The following is a 17,553-nucleotide window of genomic DNA, read 5'->3' as shown; positions in this document are numbered from 1 at the left end:
GCCGCTGGCAACAGGGGTAAGCCCTCGGGCGGCGTGCGTCATGATAGCATTTGGAAAGATCGGGCTTATGCCGAACGGATAAAATTGCGGAGCTTGCTACCGCTTCCGAAGTAGGGCCTACCGCCGACACCATCCTTCCGACGTCGCCGGAAGTGCAAATTGATCTTTCATTCCGGCCTTGGCCATAGTCCGGCAGATATTTCTCGAAAGAATATTCGGAGCCGATTGCGATGGCCGTATTTCAGTGTGTCCTTGTCGGGGATGAATCCCTGCTTGTCGAATGTGCGCGGCGGCTGACGGGGCGGGGCCACGCCATCGCAGCCATCGTGACGGCCTCGGGACCTGTCCGCCAATGGGCCGAGGGCGCGGGCATCAAGGTGCTGGAGTGGGGCGGCGACCTCAGCGAGACGCTGGCTTCGCAGGATTTCGACTATCTGTTCAGCATCGCCAATCTGCGGATGATCCCGCAGAGCGTGTGGCGGCGCGCCCGCCGCGGCTCCATCAACTTCCACGATGGCCCGCTGCCCCGATACGCCGGCCTCAACACGCCGAGCTGGGCGCTGCTGGCCGGCGAAGAGCGCCATGGCATTACCTGGCACTCGATCACCGACGGCATCGACGAAGGCGGCATCTATGCGCGGGCTGATTTCGAGATCGCCCCCGACGACACGGCGCTGACGCTGAACACCAAGTGTTTCGAGGCCGGCCTGGCGGCCTTTGCCGATATGCTGCCGGGCCTCGAGGACGGGTCGCTGCGGCCCGTGCCGCAGGACTTCACCGACCGCCAGCTCTTCATGCGCCAGAAGCGGCCCGCGCGCCTCGGCGCGATCGCCTTCGAGGACGGGGCCGAGGCGGCCTCCCGCATGTTTCGCGCCCTGAGCTTCGGCGACGGCTACCGGAACCCGCTGGCAACGCCCAAGATCGTAACCGACGCGGCCATCCTGACCTTGACCGCGCTCGACATCGTCGATGGCGCGTCGCGGGGCGTACCGGGCACGGTTATGGGCGTCGAGGGCACGGCGGCCGTGATCGCCACGGCCGACCGTCCCATCAGGGTGGAAGGTCGGTGCCCGAAGGGTCTGCCCCTCTCCTCCGTCCTTTCGGTGGGGCAGATCCTGCCGCGCATGGGCGAAGGGCAGGCCGAGCGCCTGCTGGCCACGGGCGAGGAAGCCGCGGCCAACGAGGGCTTCTTCCGCAACCGCTTCGCAACGCTGGTCGACCTCGACATCCCCGGCGACAGCAGGGCATCCGGGCCGGCGGAAATGCGGACGATATCCCTGGCTCCGAGCGTCACGCCGGCCGCGGTGGCTGCCTTCCTCTACCGGCTGACCGGAGAGACGAGCTTCGACATCGCCCATGTTTCCGAAACGGCGCTCGCGGCCGCGCACGGTTTCCCGGGCTTCTTCCGCGAGGCGCTGCCGCTGCGCATACAACTTTCGGCGGATGAGGCCCCGGCTGCGTTTTCCGAGCGCTTCGAGCAACGCGCCGTCGCGCTGGTCGCACGCGGCCTCTGTGCCGCCGACCTTCCGGCCCGCACTCCCGGTGCGCGCGATGCCGAACTTTCCGTCGCCCTGTCCTATGGCATGGAGCCGGTTGCCGGCGCGGCGCTGACCTTCGCCTTCGCCAACGGCCGCTCGGCGCTGATCCACGATCGGCGCCGCATCGACGACGAGGCGGCCGACGCGCTTGCCGGCCGCGTTGCGGTGCTGGCCGGCTCCTTCAACGCGGTGCAGCGAATGCAGGACCTGCCGTTGATGACGACGGAGGAGCGCCATCGCATCCTGTACGGGCTGAACGAATCGGAAAAGCAGTACGACCGCACGGCCACGATGCATGGCATGATCGAGGCCCAGGCCGACCGCACCCCGGATGCGCCGGCCGTCGCCGCCGGCACCCGGGAGCTGAGCTATCGCGCGCTGGACGAGCGCGCCAACCGCCTCGCCCATGCGCTGCTCGCGGCCGGCGCCGGGCCCGACATCCTGATCGGGCTGCATGTGGAGCGGGGGATCGACCTGGTTGCAGGGGCGCTCGCCATCCATAAGTCCGGCTCGGCCTATGTGCCGCTGGACCCGCATTTCCCGGCAGACCGCCTTGCGATGATGGTCGAGGACAGCGCGGCCCCCGTCGTTCTGACGGAGCGTGCGTTGAAGGACTCGCCGGCGCTGGCGGGCGTTCGCACGCTGGTCATCGAGGATGTTCTGGCGGGCGACTGGCCGTCGGAGCGGCCGTCTTCGGGCGCGGCTCCGCACAATCTGGCCTATGTCATCTTCACGTCCGGCTCCACCGGCCGGCCCAAGGGCGTGATGGTGGAGCATCGCAACGTCGTCAATTTCCATGTCGGCATGGACGACCGGATCCAGGGCATGGACGCGGCCGGGCAGAAGGTTTGGCTTGCCGTCACCAGCCTGTCTTTCGACATTTCCGTCCTGGAGCTTTTCTGGACGCTGGCGCGCGGCTTCAAGGTGGTGGTCTATCGTGGCGAGGCCGAAGGCGCATCCGCCACGGCCCTTGCCGGCACTTCGAAGGTGCTGGATTTCGGCCTGTTCTACTGGGGCAATGACGATGGCGCCGGCCCGGCCAAGTATCGGCTGCTGCTCGAGGGGGCGCGGTTTGCCGACGAGCACGGTTTCCAGTCGATCTGGACGCCGGAGCGGCATTTCCATGCCTTCGGCGGACCCTATCCGAACCCGGCCGTCACGGGTGCGGCCGTAGCCTCCATCACGCGCAACCTGTCCATCCGCGCCGGCAGTTGCGTCTTGCCGTTGCACCATCCGCTGCGTGTGGCGGAAGAGTGGGCCGTCCTCGACAATCTCAGCGACGGGCGTGTCGGCCTGGCCTTCGCTTCGGGCTGGATGCCCGAGGATTTCGCCCTGCGCCCGGAAAATGCGCCGCCGCACAACAAGAGCGCCATGCTGCGCGACGTGGACACCGTGCGCCGCCTGTGGCGCGGCGAAGCGGTCGAGTTCGACTTCGGGGCGGGCAAGGCCTCCTATGTCACGCAGCCGCGCCCGGTGCAGAAGGAACTGCCGGTGTGGATAACCACTGCCGGCAACCCCGACACCTACCGCGAGGCGGCGCGCGCCGGGGCAAACGTTCTGACCCATCTTCTCGGCCAGTCCGTCGAGGAGCTTGCCGGCAAGATCCGCATCTACCGCGATACGCTGCGGGAATGCGGCCGCAACCCGGACGACTACAAGGTCACGCTGATGCTGCACACGCTGATCGGCGATGACCGTGAAAGCGTGCGTGACATGGCCCGCGGGCCGATGAAGGCCTACCTGAAAAGTGCCGCCGCGCTGATCAAGCAGTACGCCTGGGCCTTTCCGGCCTTCAAGCGGCCGGCGGGCGCCGCACAGGCGATGGATATCGACCTTCGCTCGCTGACCGAGGAAGAGACGGACGCGATCCTGGAATTCGCCTTCCAGCGTTATTTCGAGGATTCCGGCCTGTTCGGAACCATCGAGGACGGCGCCAGACGGCTGGACGAAATTGCCGCCATCGGCGTCGACGACGTGGCCTGCCTCATCGATTTCGGCGTGGCGAGCGACGCCGTGCTCGAGGGTCTCAAGCCGCTGGCCGCGCTCGTCGCCCGCAATCGGGCCGGGGGCAACGCCGTTGCCGCGCCGGCCGGCGAGGAGGGCGAGGGTTTCGCGTCTCTCATCCGCCGCCACGGCGTAACCCATATGCAGTGCACGCCTTCGATGGCGCGCATGTTCCTCGATTCCGCCGACAACCGGAATGCGCTCGGCTCGGTGCGTCACCTCTTCATCGGGGGCGAAGCGCTGCATGGATCGCTGGTCAGGGAGCTCAGCTCCATTTCCGGCGCCACGGTGGAGAACATGTACGGGCCCACCGAAACCACCATCTGGTCGTCCACGCTGACGGCGCGGGCACAGGACGGTGTGGTGCCCCTGGGCCGGCCGATCGCCAATACGCAGCTTTACGTGCTGGACGGCGCGGGCGAGCCCGTGCCCACCGGCACGCCGGGCGAACTCCATATCGGTGGCGACGGGGTTACGCGCGGCTACCTCAACCGCGCCGACCTGACGGCGGAACGCTTCGTGCCGAACCCCTTCGCGGGTGGGCGCATGTACCGGACGGGCGACCTGGCCTGCCTGACGGCCGACGGTGTCCTCAACTTCCTCGGCCGGGCCGACCACCAGGTGAAGGTGCGCGGCTACCGCATCGAACTGGGAGAGATCGAGACGCGGCTGAACGCCCTTCCAGGCGTTGCCGAGGCCGTGGTGATGGCGCGTGAAGACCGCAAGGACGACGTGCGGCTGGTTGCCTATCTGCGGTTCGACGGGCCGGCCGTGCCGGATGCGACGCTGCGCGCCGAGCTTGCGCGCGACCTGCCGGACTACATGCTGCCGGCCCATTACGTGTCGATGACGGCTTTCCCCCTGACGCCGAACGCCAAGGTGGATCGCAAGTTGCTGCCCAAGCCGGAAGCCGCGGCGTCGGTGGAATCGGCTGCGGCTTACGAGGCGCCGGACAACGCCATCCAGCGCGCCGTCGTCGAGGTCTTCCAGCGCATACTGGGAGTCGAGCGGGTGAGCCTGAACGACAGCTTCTTCGCCCTCGGCGGCCATTCGTTGCTGGCGGTGCAGGCGCACCGGGAACTGAAGGCCGGCATCGCGCCGGCGCTGACGATCACCGATCTGTTCCGCTTCCCCACGGCCGGCGGGCTGGCCGCCCATATCGGCGGCGACAGCAAGGCGGACGAGCGCTTGAACCGGGTGGCCGATCGTGCTGCCATGCGCCGCAACGCCATGAACGAACGGCGCGCCGGGTTCGGGCGCGTGCGGGAGACCGGATGACCTTTCTGCCGGGCCTTTTCGGCCCTGCCATCGCCACTGCAGAAGCCCTTCCGCCTTACCGGGCGGAGGGGCTTCTGCCGTTGGAGGAGGCATTCGTCGCCCGTGCCGTGGAGCGGCGTCGGGCCGAGTTCGCCACCGGGCGGGTGCTGGCGCGGCAGGCGCTGGCCGCCCTCGGCCGCGAGCCGGCCGCGATCCCGGCAGGCGCGGACAGATCCCCGTGCTGGCCCGATGGCATCGTCGGCAGCATCAGCCACTCGCCGGCGCTGTGCGGGGTGGCGCTCGGCCGCAGGGAGGATGGGGTCCGCCTTGTCGGGCTGGACATCGAGCTGGCGCAGCCTCTGCCGCCGGATCTGTGGGAAACAGTTCTGACGCCGGCAGAACGGGACCGATTGTCCGCCATGCCGCCGGACGAAGCCGGGCTCGCCGCCCGCTTGATCTTCAGCGCCAAGGAATGCGTCTACAAGGCGCAGTATCCGGCAAGCGGGGTGCTGTTCGGCTTCGAGATGTTCGAGGTGGCGCTGGATGTGCCGGGCGGGGCGTTTCGGGCCACGTGGCAGGGCGATGTCGGCCCTTTCCGGGCGGGCCTGACATGGCATGGCCGCCTGCGTGTGGCAGGCGGCCATATCGTCACTGCATTCTGCCTGAAGTCGGAGACGGCTCAGTAGGCCGATTTGGACGAGATCATCTCCACGACCGTGCGGAAGATGATGCGGATGTCCAGCAGGAACGACCAGTTGTGGATGTACCAGAGGTCGTGCGTCAGCCGCTCTTCCATGTGCGTCAGCGTCGGCGTCTCGCCACGGCAGCCGTTGATCTGCGCCCAGCCGGTCAGCCCCGGCTTGGCGTGGCGGCGGAAGGTGTATTTCTTCAGGAGCTGGTCGTATTCCTTGTCGTGCGCCACGGCATGCGGGCGCGGACCGACGATGGACATGTGGCCGCACAGGACGTTCCAGAACTGCGGCAGCTCGTCGATGCTCTTGGCGCGGATGAAGGCGCCGACGCGCGTGATACGGTCGTCGTTGCGCCGCGCCTGGGTTACCGTCTCGCCATCCTCCATGACGCGCATGGAGCGGAACTTGGCGATGCGGAACGCCGCGTTGTTGTAGCCGCGCCGGGACTGACGGAAGAAGACGGGGCCACGGCTGTCGATCTTGATCGCGATCGCGACGACCACGAACAAGGGCGCCAGGAAGGCAAGCGCGGCCGAGGCGAACGCGATGTCGAAGGCGCGTTTCATTGCCCGCTCCGCAAGGGTCAGCGGCCGGCGCTGGATCTCGAAGGCGAGATTGTCGCCGATATGGCGCACCGGCTGGGTGACGAGGCCGGCGGCAAAATCGTTCACGACGAGCTTTATCGGCAGCGGCAAGGCACGCAGCTCGGTCAAAAGCGTATCCACCATCGGCAGGTTGCCGGCCGGCGTGGCGACCATCACCTCGTCGACGGAAAAGCCGATGCCGGCGCTGAACGCACCCGATAGCGCGGTGAAATCATCGTTCGGGCAGCGCAGCACATGATGGATCGACAGGCCGTAGCGCGCCACGTCGGCGGCCATCTTGTCGTAGTCGAAGGATTCGCCGCAGATCAGCAGGACGCGCTTCATCTGGAACAGGCCGTGCGCCATGGCCGCATGGAGGTGCCGTTTCCAGGCGAGGCGGCTGATGGTCAGGACCGTCATCGCCAGAAGCATGAAGGCCAGCATGGATGCGCGCGAGAAGATCTCGCCGATCTTCAGGAAGAAGGCGACGCTGGCCAGAAAGGCCATGATGCCGACGCCGGCCAGAAGGATCGCCCGAAACTGCGTGCCGAACGAAAGCAGCGCGGTCGGCTTGTAGAGACCGCCGGCGCTCATCGTCAGGACGAAGGCGGCGGCCAGCGTGATGCCGACGCCGATCCAGGGCGAGGGATCGATCAGCACGCCGAAGGCTAACCAGTGGTATGCGATGCCGGCGGTGATACTGCTGCCGACGATCAGCACCACATCCAGCACGGCGGCGACCGTGGCGATGGTGTCGTAGTTCAGTGTCCGGCCTTGCCGCCGCCTTGCGGCCGCGGAGACCTTGAGGTGGGTCGTTTCGATCAGCGCCATGTGGGGCTCGCAATGTGGGGCCATCCGTCCGGCTGCGGTTCGCGCCTGGGCGGGGCTATCGACGGGTAAGGGGTTCGGTCTTCTGCGATGGCGCGCCCTTTCGGACGCGCCCCTGCGGTCCGGCCTCAGGGCCGGGCCTCGGTCGTGCCTTCGGCACGGTTGCGGTCTGTGCGAACCCAGCCCGACGCCTGGCGGCGCAGGATGAGCTTGTTGACGTAAAGCGGGATCTTGCCGAGCGCGTAGGTTGCGATGTGGCCGAAGGCCCGGGCCGGCAGGATCGACCGTCCGTACTTTGCCCATCCGATCAGCGATGCCAGGACCACGAAGCCCAGGTTGAAGGCGGCCAGCAGGAAGGCGCCGATCGAGCCCGTGATCATCGCGAACAGCGCCGTGATGCCGAACATCAGGATCAGCAGCAGCAGGAGAAGCGTCAGCGGCGGCACCATCATGTCGAGCGACAGGACGAGCGCACCCGGCTGACGGAGAATGCCCGGCTTGAAGAAGCCGGCGATCGCGCGGCCCAGCATGGAGAGGTGGCCGTTTTCCCAGCGCGAGCGCTGCGAGCGTATTCCCTGCTCGGTGCAGGGGAATTCGCTGGTTACATAGGCCTCTTCACACAGGAACGGCGCATAACCCTCCACCGCAAGATCCAGGCCGAGCTTCAGATCCTCGGTCAGATGCCCGTTTGCAAGGTCGACGGTCTCGATGGCCTTCCACGGAAACGCCATGCCGGTGCCCATCAACTGGTTGGGCAGTCCCATGCGACGCAGGCCCAGCGGGCGGGCGAGGCATTTGATGACATAGGCGAAGGCCGCGACCTGGGTTTCGATGGGCGCACCCTTGGGCGCGGTCATCAGGTATACGGCCTGCGCCGGCCTGTCGGTTTCCGCAACCTGGCGAGCGAGCTTGTCGATCGAGCCGTCGGACAGGCGGCAATCCGCGTCGAGGATGATGAGGCAGTCGGCGGGGTTCTTGGCGATATGGGCGACGCCGGCGTCGAGCGCATAGCCCTTGCCGCGCTTCTGCGTATCGTACCGCTCCACCACCTCGACACCGGCGGCGCGTGCGATGCAGGCCGTCCGGTCCTCGCAATTGTCGGCAACCACGACGACGCGGTCACCGGCTGCAAGCTGGGGAAGAAGCGCGGCGATCGTGCCGCCGATATTGTCTTCCTCGTTATGCGCCGGCACAAGGATCGCGACGCTGGGACGCCGCACGGCGATCGCCCGGCTGGGCCGCCGCCTGATCAGGATGCCGGCGGCGATTTCCGTCCCGTATACGACGGTGGGAACGGCAAGTGCACCGTTCAACGCCAGAAAAAACATGTTCAGCAATTGCGCCACGAGAGAGCCCCCGGGTCCTGCCTGTGCAAGGCTTTGAAAACGGGGCAAGAATCCCAAGCGGCAGGCTTTGCAACAAGCTGTCCTTCGGCATTAGGGGAGGGCCAATGCGTGCCCGTCCAAACCTATCCTTTCAGTCTGCGATTGAACCTAAAGTTGCATTCGGCACGTTTCGGAAGATGCCCCTGGTGGTATTTGGAGGCTGCTTCGCACCGCTTTTGCGGGTTTGGGGCGGGTCACCGCACCCCCAATGCGAAGGCCGCCGCGTCGAATCGAGCGCGGCGGCCTCAGACGATGACCCCAAAGGCGTAGGGCGTCACTTATATTCGATGAGTTGCCGCCTGCGCCCGCGAAACCGGTTCCATTCGTAACTGGCCACGCCCTGCATCTCGGGAAATTTTCCTAATACGAGGAAGGTTGCGTGGGCCCAGTTGTCCGCGCGGCCTGGGCCTTGCCGCATGGCCATGCGCGCAACCTGCGCGGGATAGATGCCGAGCAGCAGCAAACCGGCCGGATGCACCGCCGCGCTGGCCAGCGCCGCCACGGGTATGACGCCGCCCCAGATGCAGGCGCGCGAGACGCTGCGCTTCCATATTCCGTGCGGCGATCCCGCGTGCATGCGCGCCACTTCGGCAAAGGCGTGCCCACCGCGCACGTTGCGCCGCCACCATTGGGAGAAGCGCGTCATGGCGGCATCGTGCCGCGTCATCTCCGATGCGATCCGGAAGATGCGCCATCCGGCCGCGCGCAGCCTCACGCACAGCTCCGGCTCTTCGCCGGCGATCAATGCCGGGTTGAATCCGCCAACGCCGTCGAATGCCTTGCACCGCACCAGGAAGTCGCCTCCGCATTCTTCCTGCTCACCGGCCGGAACATCCCATTCACGGTCGGTCATCGCATTATAGACCGAGGCATCCGGGCGTCGTTCGCGCCGTCGACCGGCAACGATGGCGACGTCGCCGCGGGCGTCGAGGAACGCCCGGGCATCGTCGAGCCAGCCTTCGGCGAGTTCGCAGTCTCCATCCACGAACTGGATGGTGCGAAGGCCCGGCACCGCGGTGGCCAGCCTCTCATATCCCGCGTTGCGGGCGCGGGCCGCGGTGAAGGGCTGCGTCATGTCCAGGCGCTCGACGATCGCACCCATGGCTTCGGCCATCTCCGGACTTCCGTCCGTCGAGCCCGAATCCACATAGACCGTGTTTCGTATGTGTGCGCCAAGCGAACGCAGGCAGGCGGCAAGGCGCTGCCCTTCGTTGCGTCCGATGACGACGATGCCGATATCGCGGCCGCTCATGATCGTCTCCTGAAACCTGCCCGGACGAGCCGGACTGTGAGTCGGCGCACGGCAAAGTTGCAACGGCGCGGCGGTGAATTTCCTCACCCCGCAAGGATGCCCTGTCGCCACGCCCGCCAGAAGTCCGCCAGTGGAGGTGTGCCGGGCCTTCGGATGCGCCGGACGGAGGGGCATCTAATGCTAATTGCGTACGGGTAAACGTGGCCCGATTCCATTAGCTTCGCAGCAGTTAGGCAGTGCGGGAGGCGGAGCGCCGACCGGCCTGCATAAAGCTCATTCAGACCGATCATCGGGAATTCATTTCGCCCGGAGCCGACCTATGCGATTGATGGTTTTTATTATCTCTCTTTGCCTTCTGGTTGTGGCAACCGGTGCGAAGGCCGAACCTTACAAACTCCAGCCCGGCGATACGCTCGAAGTCTGGGTAGCCCAGGACGAGCGGATGAACCGCGAGGCGGTCATCAGCCCGGACGGCACGCTGTCGCTGCCGCTCGTCGGGCAGATCAGCGCCCAGGACCTTACGGTCGACCAGCTCGAGCAGGAATTGTCGCAGAAGCTCGCGGGCTTCTTTAAGGGCGAGCTGAACCTTTCGGTGATGCTGCAGCCCGGCGCCCAGCACATGCCGATGATCTACGTCGTCGGCGATGTGGACGCGCCCGGATCCTTTCCGTACCGGCCGACGATGACGGTGCTTCATGCCGTCACGGTGGCGGGCGGCCTCTATCGCACGCCGATGGAGGCACGCGATCAGGATCGTGCGCTGGTCGTCGAGAACCAGCTTGCCGAGACGCGGCGGCAGATCGCCGACACGACACTGCGCATTGCCCGGCTGAATGCCGAACTGGCAGGGCGCGACGAGATCGAGCTTCCGGCCGGCGCCTTGCCGGACATGTCGGAGATCGAGCGCCAGAACCTTCTGGAGCGCGAGCGCCAGGTGCTCAAGGCCAATATCGACGAGGTGAATGCCCAGCGTAACGCGCAGGCGCAGCTCGGCACCCTGGGCGACTCGGGCATCGAGGCACTCCGCCGGCGCATGGAGAGCGTCGATCGCCGCGTCGACCTGGCCAAGCAGCGTCTGGCGTCCACTTCGGCGCTGGTCGCCAAGGGTCTGTCGCATGCCTCCGCCAAGCTGGAGCTGGAAGCGGAGGTTGCCGAGCTGAGCGAGCAGGGCGACGAGTTGCAGAACGATCTCAGCGCGCTCGAAGGCGCCAACCTGACCGAGAGGACGCGGGTGGATACCTACCTGAACGAGCGTCAGGCGCGGCTGCTTTCCGAACTGCATGACAATGAGCGCCAGCTCCAGTCGGCCAAGGCCGCGCTGATCCAGGACGAACGGGTCATGTCGATCTACACGAACAGCGAGATCGCGGAACGTCGCGGCATCGAGGCCCAGTACTCGATCATGCGCTCGGAAGACGGCAACGTCACCGAGGTGCCGGCCACCGAAACGACCCTGCTTCGGCCGGGCGACCTGGTTCGCGTCGCGTACCAGCGCAACGGCCAGCGGTCCGCGTCCATCGACGGCGCCCAGGCGAGCGGCAGCAACTGACGCTTCGCGACCGGACCCCTTAATCCTTACGGCGGCCTCCCACCGATGGAGCGTGGCATGGAAAACGATATCCTCCAGAACATCAAATATTATGTGGAACTGGCCCTTCGCCGTCCGCTCGCAGCGATCCTGCCCGCCATCGCGGTGGTGCTCGTCGGCCTCGTCGTCGTCATGCAGTTGCCGCGCACCTACACGTCGGAAGCCATCATCGAGGTCCGCTCCAACCAGGGGCCGAACCCCCTGATCGCCTCGACGGTAGGAACGGAGCGCCTGCAGTTCATCGAACAGCGCGTCCTGGCGCGTGACCAGTTGCTGGATTTCGTCAACCGCCTGGACCTGTATCCGGACATCCGCGGGACCATGTCGGACTCGCGTCTGGCGGAACTGGTGCGGCGTCAGATCCAGATCATTCCGCTGGCCACCGAGGAGTCGCAGCAGTTTGCCGGCCGCTCGATCTTCCGTCTGACATTCTCCTACGGCGACAGGGAACTGTCGGCCAAGGGCGCCTCGGAACTGGTGGACATGATCATCCGCGAGAACCGCAAGAGCCGCACGAACACCGCAGCCGATACGTCGCAGTTCCTGGAACGCGAGGTTGCCGCCCTTTCGGACAGGCTCGGCGAGCGCGACAAGGCCTGGCGCGATTTCCTGGAGCAGAACGGCGACGCGCTGCCCAGCCGGACCACGGCCCTCGTTGCGGAATTGAACACCCGCGAGCAGGATTTGGCGGAGGTGAACCGCCAGATCGCCACGCTGGACGACGAGATCCGGCTGCTGGAAGCGCAATACCGCTGGAACGCGCCCCTTGCGGACACGGCTGCCGCCGCGCGCCAGCGCCAGTTGGACGAGCTCAAGGGCGAACTGGCCGCGAAATCCTCGGCCATGTCGGACGCCCATCCGGAAATCCGCAGCCTGCGCTCGCGCATCGAATCCCTCGAGGCTCAGATCGCCAGCAACACCGCCGCGACGGCCGGAACCGACCCGGCGACCCTGTCGCCGGAACTCGGCCTGATTTCCGAGCGCATCGAACTGTCGAAGCCGCGCCGCGAGGGGTTGGTGAAGCAGCAGGGCGAACTGGCCTCGCGCATCGAATGGCTGAAGGCCACGATCTCCCGCGCGCCCGAAGTGGAGTCGCAGATGGCTGCGCTCGAGCGGGACCGTACGGCAGCCCAGCGCAGCCTGGAAGACATGCGCGCCAAGCTCGACACCGCGCGCGTCGGCCTGCGGCTCGAGGAAGACCAGAACGTCGACCAGATCCAGGTGGTCGAGGCGCCCGAGGTGCCCCGCTACCCGAGCGCGCCCAGCCGCACCAAGATGATGCTTCTGGTGCTCGCCGCGGCCGGCGCCGCCGGCGCCGCCTGCCTGTACCTGTCCGACAAGATGGACAAGTCCATCCGCGGCGCCTTCGATCTGCGCCGCTCTCTGGAAGGGCAGTCGCTGGTCGTCATTCCCGACCTGCATCCGCGCGGCGAGGGGCTGATGCGTCGTATCGGCCTCGTCTCCTCTATCATGATCTTCGTCGTCGCGGCGGGGTTGGTCACCGGCCAGCCGGCTTCCCCGCAGCCCCGTGAACCCATCGCGCCCAGCGTCGTTGCCTGAGGACAATTCCCATGGATCGTGTGACTGAAGCACTTCAGCGGGCGCGCTCGCTTCCGGCGATGACCCCGGCACCCCTGTCGCAAGGCACGGGCCAGCGGGATGCGAGGGCCCATCGCGCCCAGCGCGTCAGCTCTCTTTTCCAGCTCGATGGCGGCATAGCCCAGCTCGACGGCGCGAAGGAGGTGCAGCCCCATGCGCCGGCGCCGCACCGGCTGCTCGCCGCCAATGTGATCGCCTTCGACAAGTCGGAACCGCGGACGCGTGCCTACGATGTCCTGCGCAACCATCTGCTGACGCTGGTCAAGGCCGATATCCCGCAGGTCATCGCGGTCACGGCGCCGACGCCCGGCTGCGGCGTCACCGTTACCTGCGCCAACCTGGCCTTCTCCATCGCGCGGGCGCGCAAGCAGACCGTCGTGGTGATCGACCTGAAGCCCAAGGCGAAAGCCGGCGGCCTTGCCGAAGTGCTGAGCCTGCCGCGCGTGAAGCCGGCCGCCGAAAGCGCCATCATCGAACGTGTCCGCCGCGTGCGGGCCGGCGGGGCAGTCGTCAACATCCTGACGCCGCCGGACGATGCCGATATCCCGGCCTTCGTGGACATGGTCAAGCGGGACCTGCGGCCCGACGTCCTGCTTCTGGATACGCCGCCGCTTCTGGTCGGCGATGATGCGGCCCAGATCCTGCCGGTCGCGGACCTGGTGCTTCTGGTGGTCGCGGTGGGCCAGTCCTCCGTCTCGGAGCTGGAGACATGCAAGTCGTTCCTGCCGACGGGCGCGAAGTTCCAGGTCCTGATGAACAAGGCGCGGCCGCACGGCATGTAAGCCGGCGGCCCGAAATGCAACGGCTACCGACAAAGGAGCCATTTCATGTATGAATCCTATTTCGGATTGCGCGAAAAGCCATTTTCGATCCTTCCGGATCCGCGTTTCCTCTATTTCAGCCGTAACCACCAGATGGCCTTCTCGATGCTGGAATACGGCATCATCAACCAGGCAGGCTTCACCGTCGTCACCGGGGCCATCGGCTCCGGGAAGACGACGCTCATCCGGCAGCTTCTTGGCTGCCTGGGGCCGGATGTGCGCACGGGCCTCATCAGCCACACGCCGCGCAACAACAGCCCGATGCTGCAGTGGATCCTGATGGCCTTCAACCAGCCCTTCGAGGAGGGCTCCTATGCCGGCCTCTACAAACGCTATTCGGAGTTCGTCACCTCCGAATACGACCGGCACGGCCGCGTCGTGCTGATCGTCGACGAGGCACAGAACCTCGACGCCGAACGGCTGGAAGAGCTGCGCATGCTCTCCAACGTCAACACGGACGAGATGATGATGCAGCTTATCCTGGTGGGCCAGCCCGAATTGCGGGCCACCCTGCAGGGGCCGGGCATGGAGCAGTTCGCCCAGCGCGTTTCCTCGGACTTCAACCTGCCGGCCCTGCAGGCGACGGAAGCGATGTTCTACTTCGATCATCGCCTGCGCGTGGCGGGTTGTGAGCGGGAGCTCTTCTCCAACGAGGCGAAGCGCATGATCCACGAGGATTCGAAGGGCGTTCCGCGCCTGATGAACGTCCTTGCCGACCGCTGCCTCGTCTACGCCTATGCGGAAGAGGCGTCCATGGTGACGCCCCGCATCGTCAACCAGGTCATCGCCGACCGCGCCCAGCACGGCGTCTTCGGCTCGCGCATGGAGGCGATGCCGGTTGCCGGCACGATCTAGAGCGTTTCCTACTCATATGGAAACGCTCTAGCCAAGCCCATCAGCGCCCGGATAAATGAGAAAGGCGGCCTCCGGGCCGCTTTTTTCGTTTGGGATCCATGAAAGCCGCGACGCTGGAAATCGTCGCGGCGGAGCCGGACTGTCCGTCCGGTTATCCGCCCAGGCCGAGCGCCTGTGCGGCGGCCAGCGCCAGATGGCCAAGGAGCAGGCCGAGGGCGACGGCCGGTACGACCACACCTTCGAAACGCCAGTCGAAAAGGCCATGCCGGATCTTGAAGACGAAGGCGATCGGCCATGACGAGAATTGCGCGGCGACGATCGCCGCAAGCGCGCCCTCGAGCCCGAACAGCGAGTGCCCCAGCGGCAGTCCGACGACCAGGACGACAAGGCGGATGGCGTTGGTGCACAGATAGTAGCCCATCCGCTTCGTGGCCATGTAGCACTGCTCGGTCACGCAGAACTTCATGCCGACGAGGCCGATGGCCAGAAGCGACAGCATGGCGCCCGATTCCGCGTAGCGCGGATCGTAAAGGATGGAGACGATCAGCGGCCCGGTGACGAAGAGCCCGCCGGCGCAAAGCCCCAGCACCGCGTCGGCGCCGGCCTGGAAGGTGAAATAGCTCTTGCGGAAGGCCGCCGGGTCGTTGCGTGTCAGTTCGCTGAGCGCGGGAAAGGCCACCGTGCCGGCCAGCGTGTTGACGGCCGTCTGGAAGACGCTGAGCAGAAGCGCGGCGATGGCGTAGAGGCCGAGCACGTGGGCATCCACCAAGCCGCCGAGGATCAGCCGGTCGCCGGTGGTGAATAGCACTCCGATCAGCGAGGATACGAAGATCCAGCGCCCGAAGCCGAAAATCTCGATCCAGGAATCCCTGTCCCAGCCGATGCGGTTGGCGTTGCCCGGCAGCACCAGATGGCTTGCCGCCATGCGCACGAAGGCCGCGAAGAGCGCGCCCAGCACGAGCGCCCAGATCGATGGCCATGTGTAGGCAAGCGCCAGGGTGACGACGAAACCCGCCATCTGCGCGCCGAACTCCAGTTCGGTCAGGCGGCGCAGTTGCAGGTTGCGTCGAGCCTCGTGGATGCGGGTGGATTCAAGGCCCTGCAGCACGGCGGCGAAGGTGCCGGCCACGAGCACGAAGGGCAGTCGCGGATCGACATAGACCGTGTCGGGCGCAAAGACGCCCAGCGGCGCAAGCACGGCGATGACGATCGCCAGCACGATGGCGAGGCTCCAGATGAACAGGCCCCGCGCGATCTGGACCGTCCAAGCCGTATTGAGGAAGGTGGGGTCGCTGCCGCGCTTGTGCACGATGACGTTCTGGCCGATGCCGAGATCCGACAGCAGCGCCAGAGCGACGGCCAGCACGCCGACGACCGCCATCACGCCGAAGGCCTCGGGCAGCAGCAGCCGCGTCAGGATCATGTTGCTGACCATGCGCACGCCGAGCGAGGCGCCGAACTGGCCCATGCTCCAGATTCCGGCCGATGACACCCGGCGGCGGAGCGGACGTTCCATGGCTTCTGCCGTCATGCTTTTGCCTCAAGCGTCGTTCGTGCGGGAAAGGGCGGTGGCCGGCGCTGTGGGGCCCGTATGTGCATAGGCGCCCGTGCCGATGACGCGCATGCCCTGATTTGCTTTCGAGCCCGATGCTGGGGCCATGGCGCCGACGACCGTCTCGCCGGTCGTGGCCATGCGCACCATGCCGACGCCGAAACCGGCCATGATCCAGTAGATGAACGGGATGTAGGAGACGCTGCTGACGGTCGCGATCGTCACCATCGTCGCCGCCATGATAGCCAGCCACTGGCGCGCGGGCTCCGCCAGCGCATCGCGCCGGAACGCCATCGGCAGGACGGACAGGCCAGTCAGCGCGAAGATGACGAGGAAGATCGCCAGCGTCAGCAGGCCGAACTCGAGGGCCAGCGCGACATAGGTGTTGACGACGTCGATGATGCCCTGGCCTTGCCGCATAACCAGCATTTCGGGTTCGTTCAGGAATTCGGCCGAGCCGAAGATCGGATGCCGTCCGATGATGGCCAGCGAATTGTCGATGAGCTGCTGGCGATATTCGACGTTGTTGTTTTCGACGGTCCCGACGAAGGGCAGGTAGCGGATGATCTTGTCGCCGAGCGGCGACATCAGAACGGGAATCAGCGCCAGGCCGCCCAGCATGGTGGCCTGCACGCCTGTCGACACCGCCTTGGGGCGCGCCAGCAGATAGACGACCAGCATGATCGCCGCGCCCACCCATGGCCCGCGCGACAGGCTGGTGACGAGGCCGATGCCGAAGGCAGCGAAGATGCCCATCACGACCATCGTGCGCTTTTCCCGCGTCATCAGGGACAGCATGCAGCCCATGGCGATCATGCAGATGAAGCCGAAGGCGATCGCCTCGATCGCCGGCCCGGCCGAGCGCAGCATGCCGTCGCGAAACAGGTAGAATTGCACCATCTCCGCCCCCCAGCCCTGGGCGACGACATTGAAGAGCCGCCACTGGCGGATGAACTCGATGACGCCGATAACGGGAAAGGACAGCGTTCCGAAAACGAAGGCCATGTATCCCTTGCGGATATCGCCCACCGACGTCAGGCATCGGCTGAAGACGAAGTAGGGCACGCCGATTTCCAGGACGTTGGTGATCAGGCGGCGCATCGTATCGGTTGCGGTTGCTTCGCTGTGCCGGAAGGTGAGCACGGTGATCAGAAGGACGAGGCTGACGACGAGGGTGTCGACGATCTTCAGTCGCGGCGGCACCGCCTGCCGAAGGAGGGCCGGCAGGAGCGGAAGCAGGATGGCTGCCGAGAGGATGCGCTGCGGGGTCAGGTCCAGCAGCGTGTTGATGCCGGCGAAACCCGGCATGCGGATCACCAGATTGGGGGCGGTGAACATCAGGACGATGAAGAGGTAGGGCCTGTCTTCGGGCGGCAGCCGCCGCGACGAGACGAGGGCGATGACGAAGAGGCACGCCCCATAGGCGAAGAAGTTCCGAACCAGGAAGACCGCCACCGTCGCCGCCACCCAACTGCCGATCCAGACCCGTACGGTCTCGCGGTCGACGGTGCCGGTTGTGACCCGCATCGCCACGGCGAACATCGCGAGCGTGCCGGCAAGGATATAGGTGACGGCTGAAATGGACTCGCCCATGGCGG

At 66.3% G+C, this 17,553-nt stretch carries 11 protein-coding genes; 6 read left to right on the top strand and 5 right to left on the bottom strand.

The genetic code is table 11. From position 1 onward, the window contains the following. Positions 1–230: 230 nt before the first annotated feature. Positions 231–4,820: a MupA/Atu3671 family FMN-dependent luciferase-like monooxygenase gene (locus NDN16_RS05075; RefSeq protein ID WP_251112519.1), complete on the top strand. Its 4,590-nt coding sequence runs from the start codon at positions 231–233 to the stop codon at positions 4,818–4,820. After that, positions 4,817–5,485 (top strand): 4'-phosphopantetheinyl transferase family protein, encoded by a 669-nt coding sequence (locus NDN16_RS05070; RefSeq protein WP_251112518.1) that lies wholly within the window; start codon positions 4,817–4,819, stop codon positions 5,483–5,485. The genes NDN16_RS05075 and NDN16_RS05070 overlap by 4 nt, the downstream gene beginning before the upstream one ends. Here the strand turns inward: NDN16_RS05070 and NDN16_RS05065 are convergent. The 3 genes from NDN16_RS05065 to NDN16_RS05055 form a co-directional block, all read right to left on the bottom strand. Beyond that, a complete protein-coding gene (locus NDN16_RS05065) occupies positions 5,479–6,906 on the bottom strand; it encodes an undecaprenyl-phosphate glucose phosphotransferase (RefSeq protein WP_251112517.1) in 1,428 nt (475 codons plus the stop codon). The two genes, NDN16_RS05070 and NDN16_RS05065, sit on opposite strands and share 7 nt — an antisense overlap. Before the next feature lie 125 nt (positions 6,907–7,031). Continuing rightward, positions 7,032–8,249 (bottom strand): glycosyltransferase family 2 protein, encoded by a 1,218-nt coding sequence (locus tag NDN16_RS05060; RefSeq protein WP_251112516.1) that lies wholly within the window; start codon positions 8,247–8,249, stop codon positions 7,032–7,034. 313 nt (positions 8,250–8,562) lie between these two features. After that, entirely contained in the window at positions 8,563–9,540 is a 978-nt protein-coding gene (locus NDN16_RS05055; RefSeq protein WP_251112515.1) for a glycosyltransferase family 2 protein, read from the bottom strand. A 328-nt stretch (positions 9,541–9,868) separates the two neighbouring features. Between NDN16_RS05055 and NDN16_RS05050 the strand changes: the two genes are divergently transcribed. From NDN16_RS05050 to NDN16_RS05035, 4 genes are read left to right on the top strand one after another with little or no spacing between them, the layout of a single operon-like run. Further along, on the top strand, positions 9,869–11,089 hold the full coding sequence (locus tag NDN16_RS05050; protein WP_251112514.1) for a polysaccharide biosynthesis/export family protein: 1,221 nt from the start codon (positions 9,869–9,871) through the stop codon (positions 11,087–11,089). Between the two features lie 57 nt (positions 11,090–11,146). After that, positions 11,147–12,688 (top strand): GumC family protein, encoded by a 1,542-nt coding sequence (locus NDN16_RS05045; protein ID WP_251112513.1) that lies wholly within the window; start codon positions 11,147–11,149, stop codon positions 12,686–12,688. A gap of 11 nt (positions 12,689–12,699) precedes the next feature. Beyond that, complete coding sequence (locus tag NDN16_RS05040) at positions 12,700–13,509, top strand: hypothetical protein (protein WP_251112512.1); 810 nt, start codon at positions 12,700–12,702, stop codon at positions 13,507–13,509. Between the two features lie 45 nt (positions 13,510–13,554). After that, a complete protein-coding gene (locus NDN16_RS05035; protein WP_251112511.1) occupies positions 13,555–14,403 on the top strand; it encodes an ExeA family protein in 849 nt (282 codons plus the stop codon). Positions 14,404–14,554: 151 nt separating this feature from the next. On the opposite strand, the gene NDN16_RS05030 is transcribed toward NDN16_RS05035, so the two are convergent. Beyond that, positions 14,555–15,934 (bottom strand): oligosaccharide flippase family protein, encoded by a 1,380-nt coding sequence (locus NDN16_RS05030; protein WP_251112510.1) that lies wholly within the window; start codon positions 15,932–15,934, stop codon positions 14,555–14,557. Between the two features lie 9 nt (positions 15,935–15,943). Then, on the bottom strand, positions 15,944–17,548 hold the full coding sequence (locus NDN16_RS05025) for an O-antigen ligase family protein (protein WP_251112509.1): 1,605 nt from the start codon (positions 17,546–17,548) through the stop codon (positions 15,944–15,946). Positions 17,549–17,553: the final 5 nt, after the last annotated feature.

This window comes from Aureimonas altamirensis (genome assembly GCF_023702225.1).
GTDB lineage: Bacteria > Pseudomonadota > Alphaproteobacteria > Rhizobiales > Rhizobiaceae > Aureimonas > Aureimonas altamirensis_B.
This window is presented reverse-complemented; position numbering and strand designations above follow the sequence as displayed.

Excerpts from the sequence above, each read along its gene's own strand:
- NDN16_RS05065 (WP_251112517.1), bottom strand. The coding sequence starts at position 6,906 with ATGGCGCTGATCGAAACGACCCACCTCAAGGTCTCCGCGGCCGCAAGG.
- NDN16_RS05070 (WP_251112518.1), top strand. The coding sequence starts at position 4,817 with ATGACCTTTCTGCCGGGCCTTTTCGGCCCTGCCATCGCCACTGCAGAA.
- NDN16_RS05045 (WP_251112513.1), top strand. The coding sequence starts at position 11,147 with ATGGAAAACGATATCCTCCAGAACATCAAATATTATGTGGAACTGGCC.
- NDN16_RS05055 (WP_251112515.1), bottom strand. The coding sequence starts at position 9,540 with ATGAGCGGCCGCGATATCGGCATCGTCGTCATCGGACGCAACGAAGGG.
- NDN16_RS05030 (WP_251112510.1), bottom strand. The coding sequence starts at position 15,934 with ATGACGGCAGAAGCCATGGAACGTCCGCTCCGCCGCCGGGTGTCATCG.
- NDN16_RS05050 (WP_251112514.1), top strand. The coding sequence starts at position 9,869 with ATGGTTTTTATTATCTCTCTTTGCCTTCTGGTTGTGGCAACCGGTGCG.
- NDN16_RS05025 (WP_251112509.1), bottom strand. The coding sequence starts at position 17,548 with ATGGGCGAGTCCATTTCAGCCGTCACCTATATCCTTGCCGGCACGCTC.
- NDN16_RS05040 (WP_251112512.1), top strand. The coding sequence starts at position 12,700 with ATGGATCGTGTGACTGAAGCACTTCAGCGGGCGCGCTCGCTTCCGGCG.
- NDN16_RS05035 (WP_251112511.1), top strand. The coding sequence starts at position 13,555 with ATGTATGAATCCTATTTCGGATTGCGCGAAAAGCCATTTTCGATCCTT.
- NDN16_RS05075 (WP_251112519.1), top strand. The coding sequence starts at position 231 with ATGGCCGTATTTCAGTGTGTCCTTGTCGGGGATGAATCCCTGCTTGTC.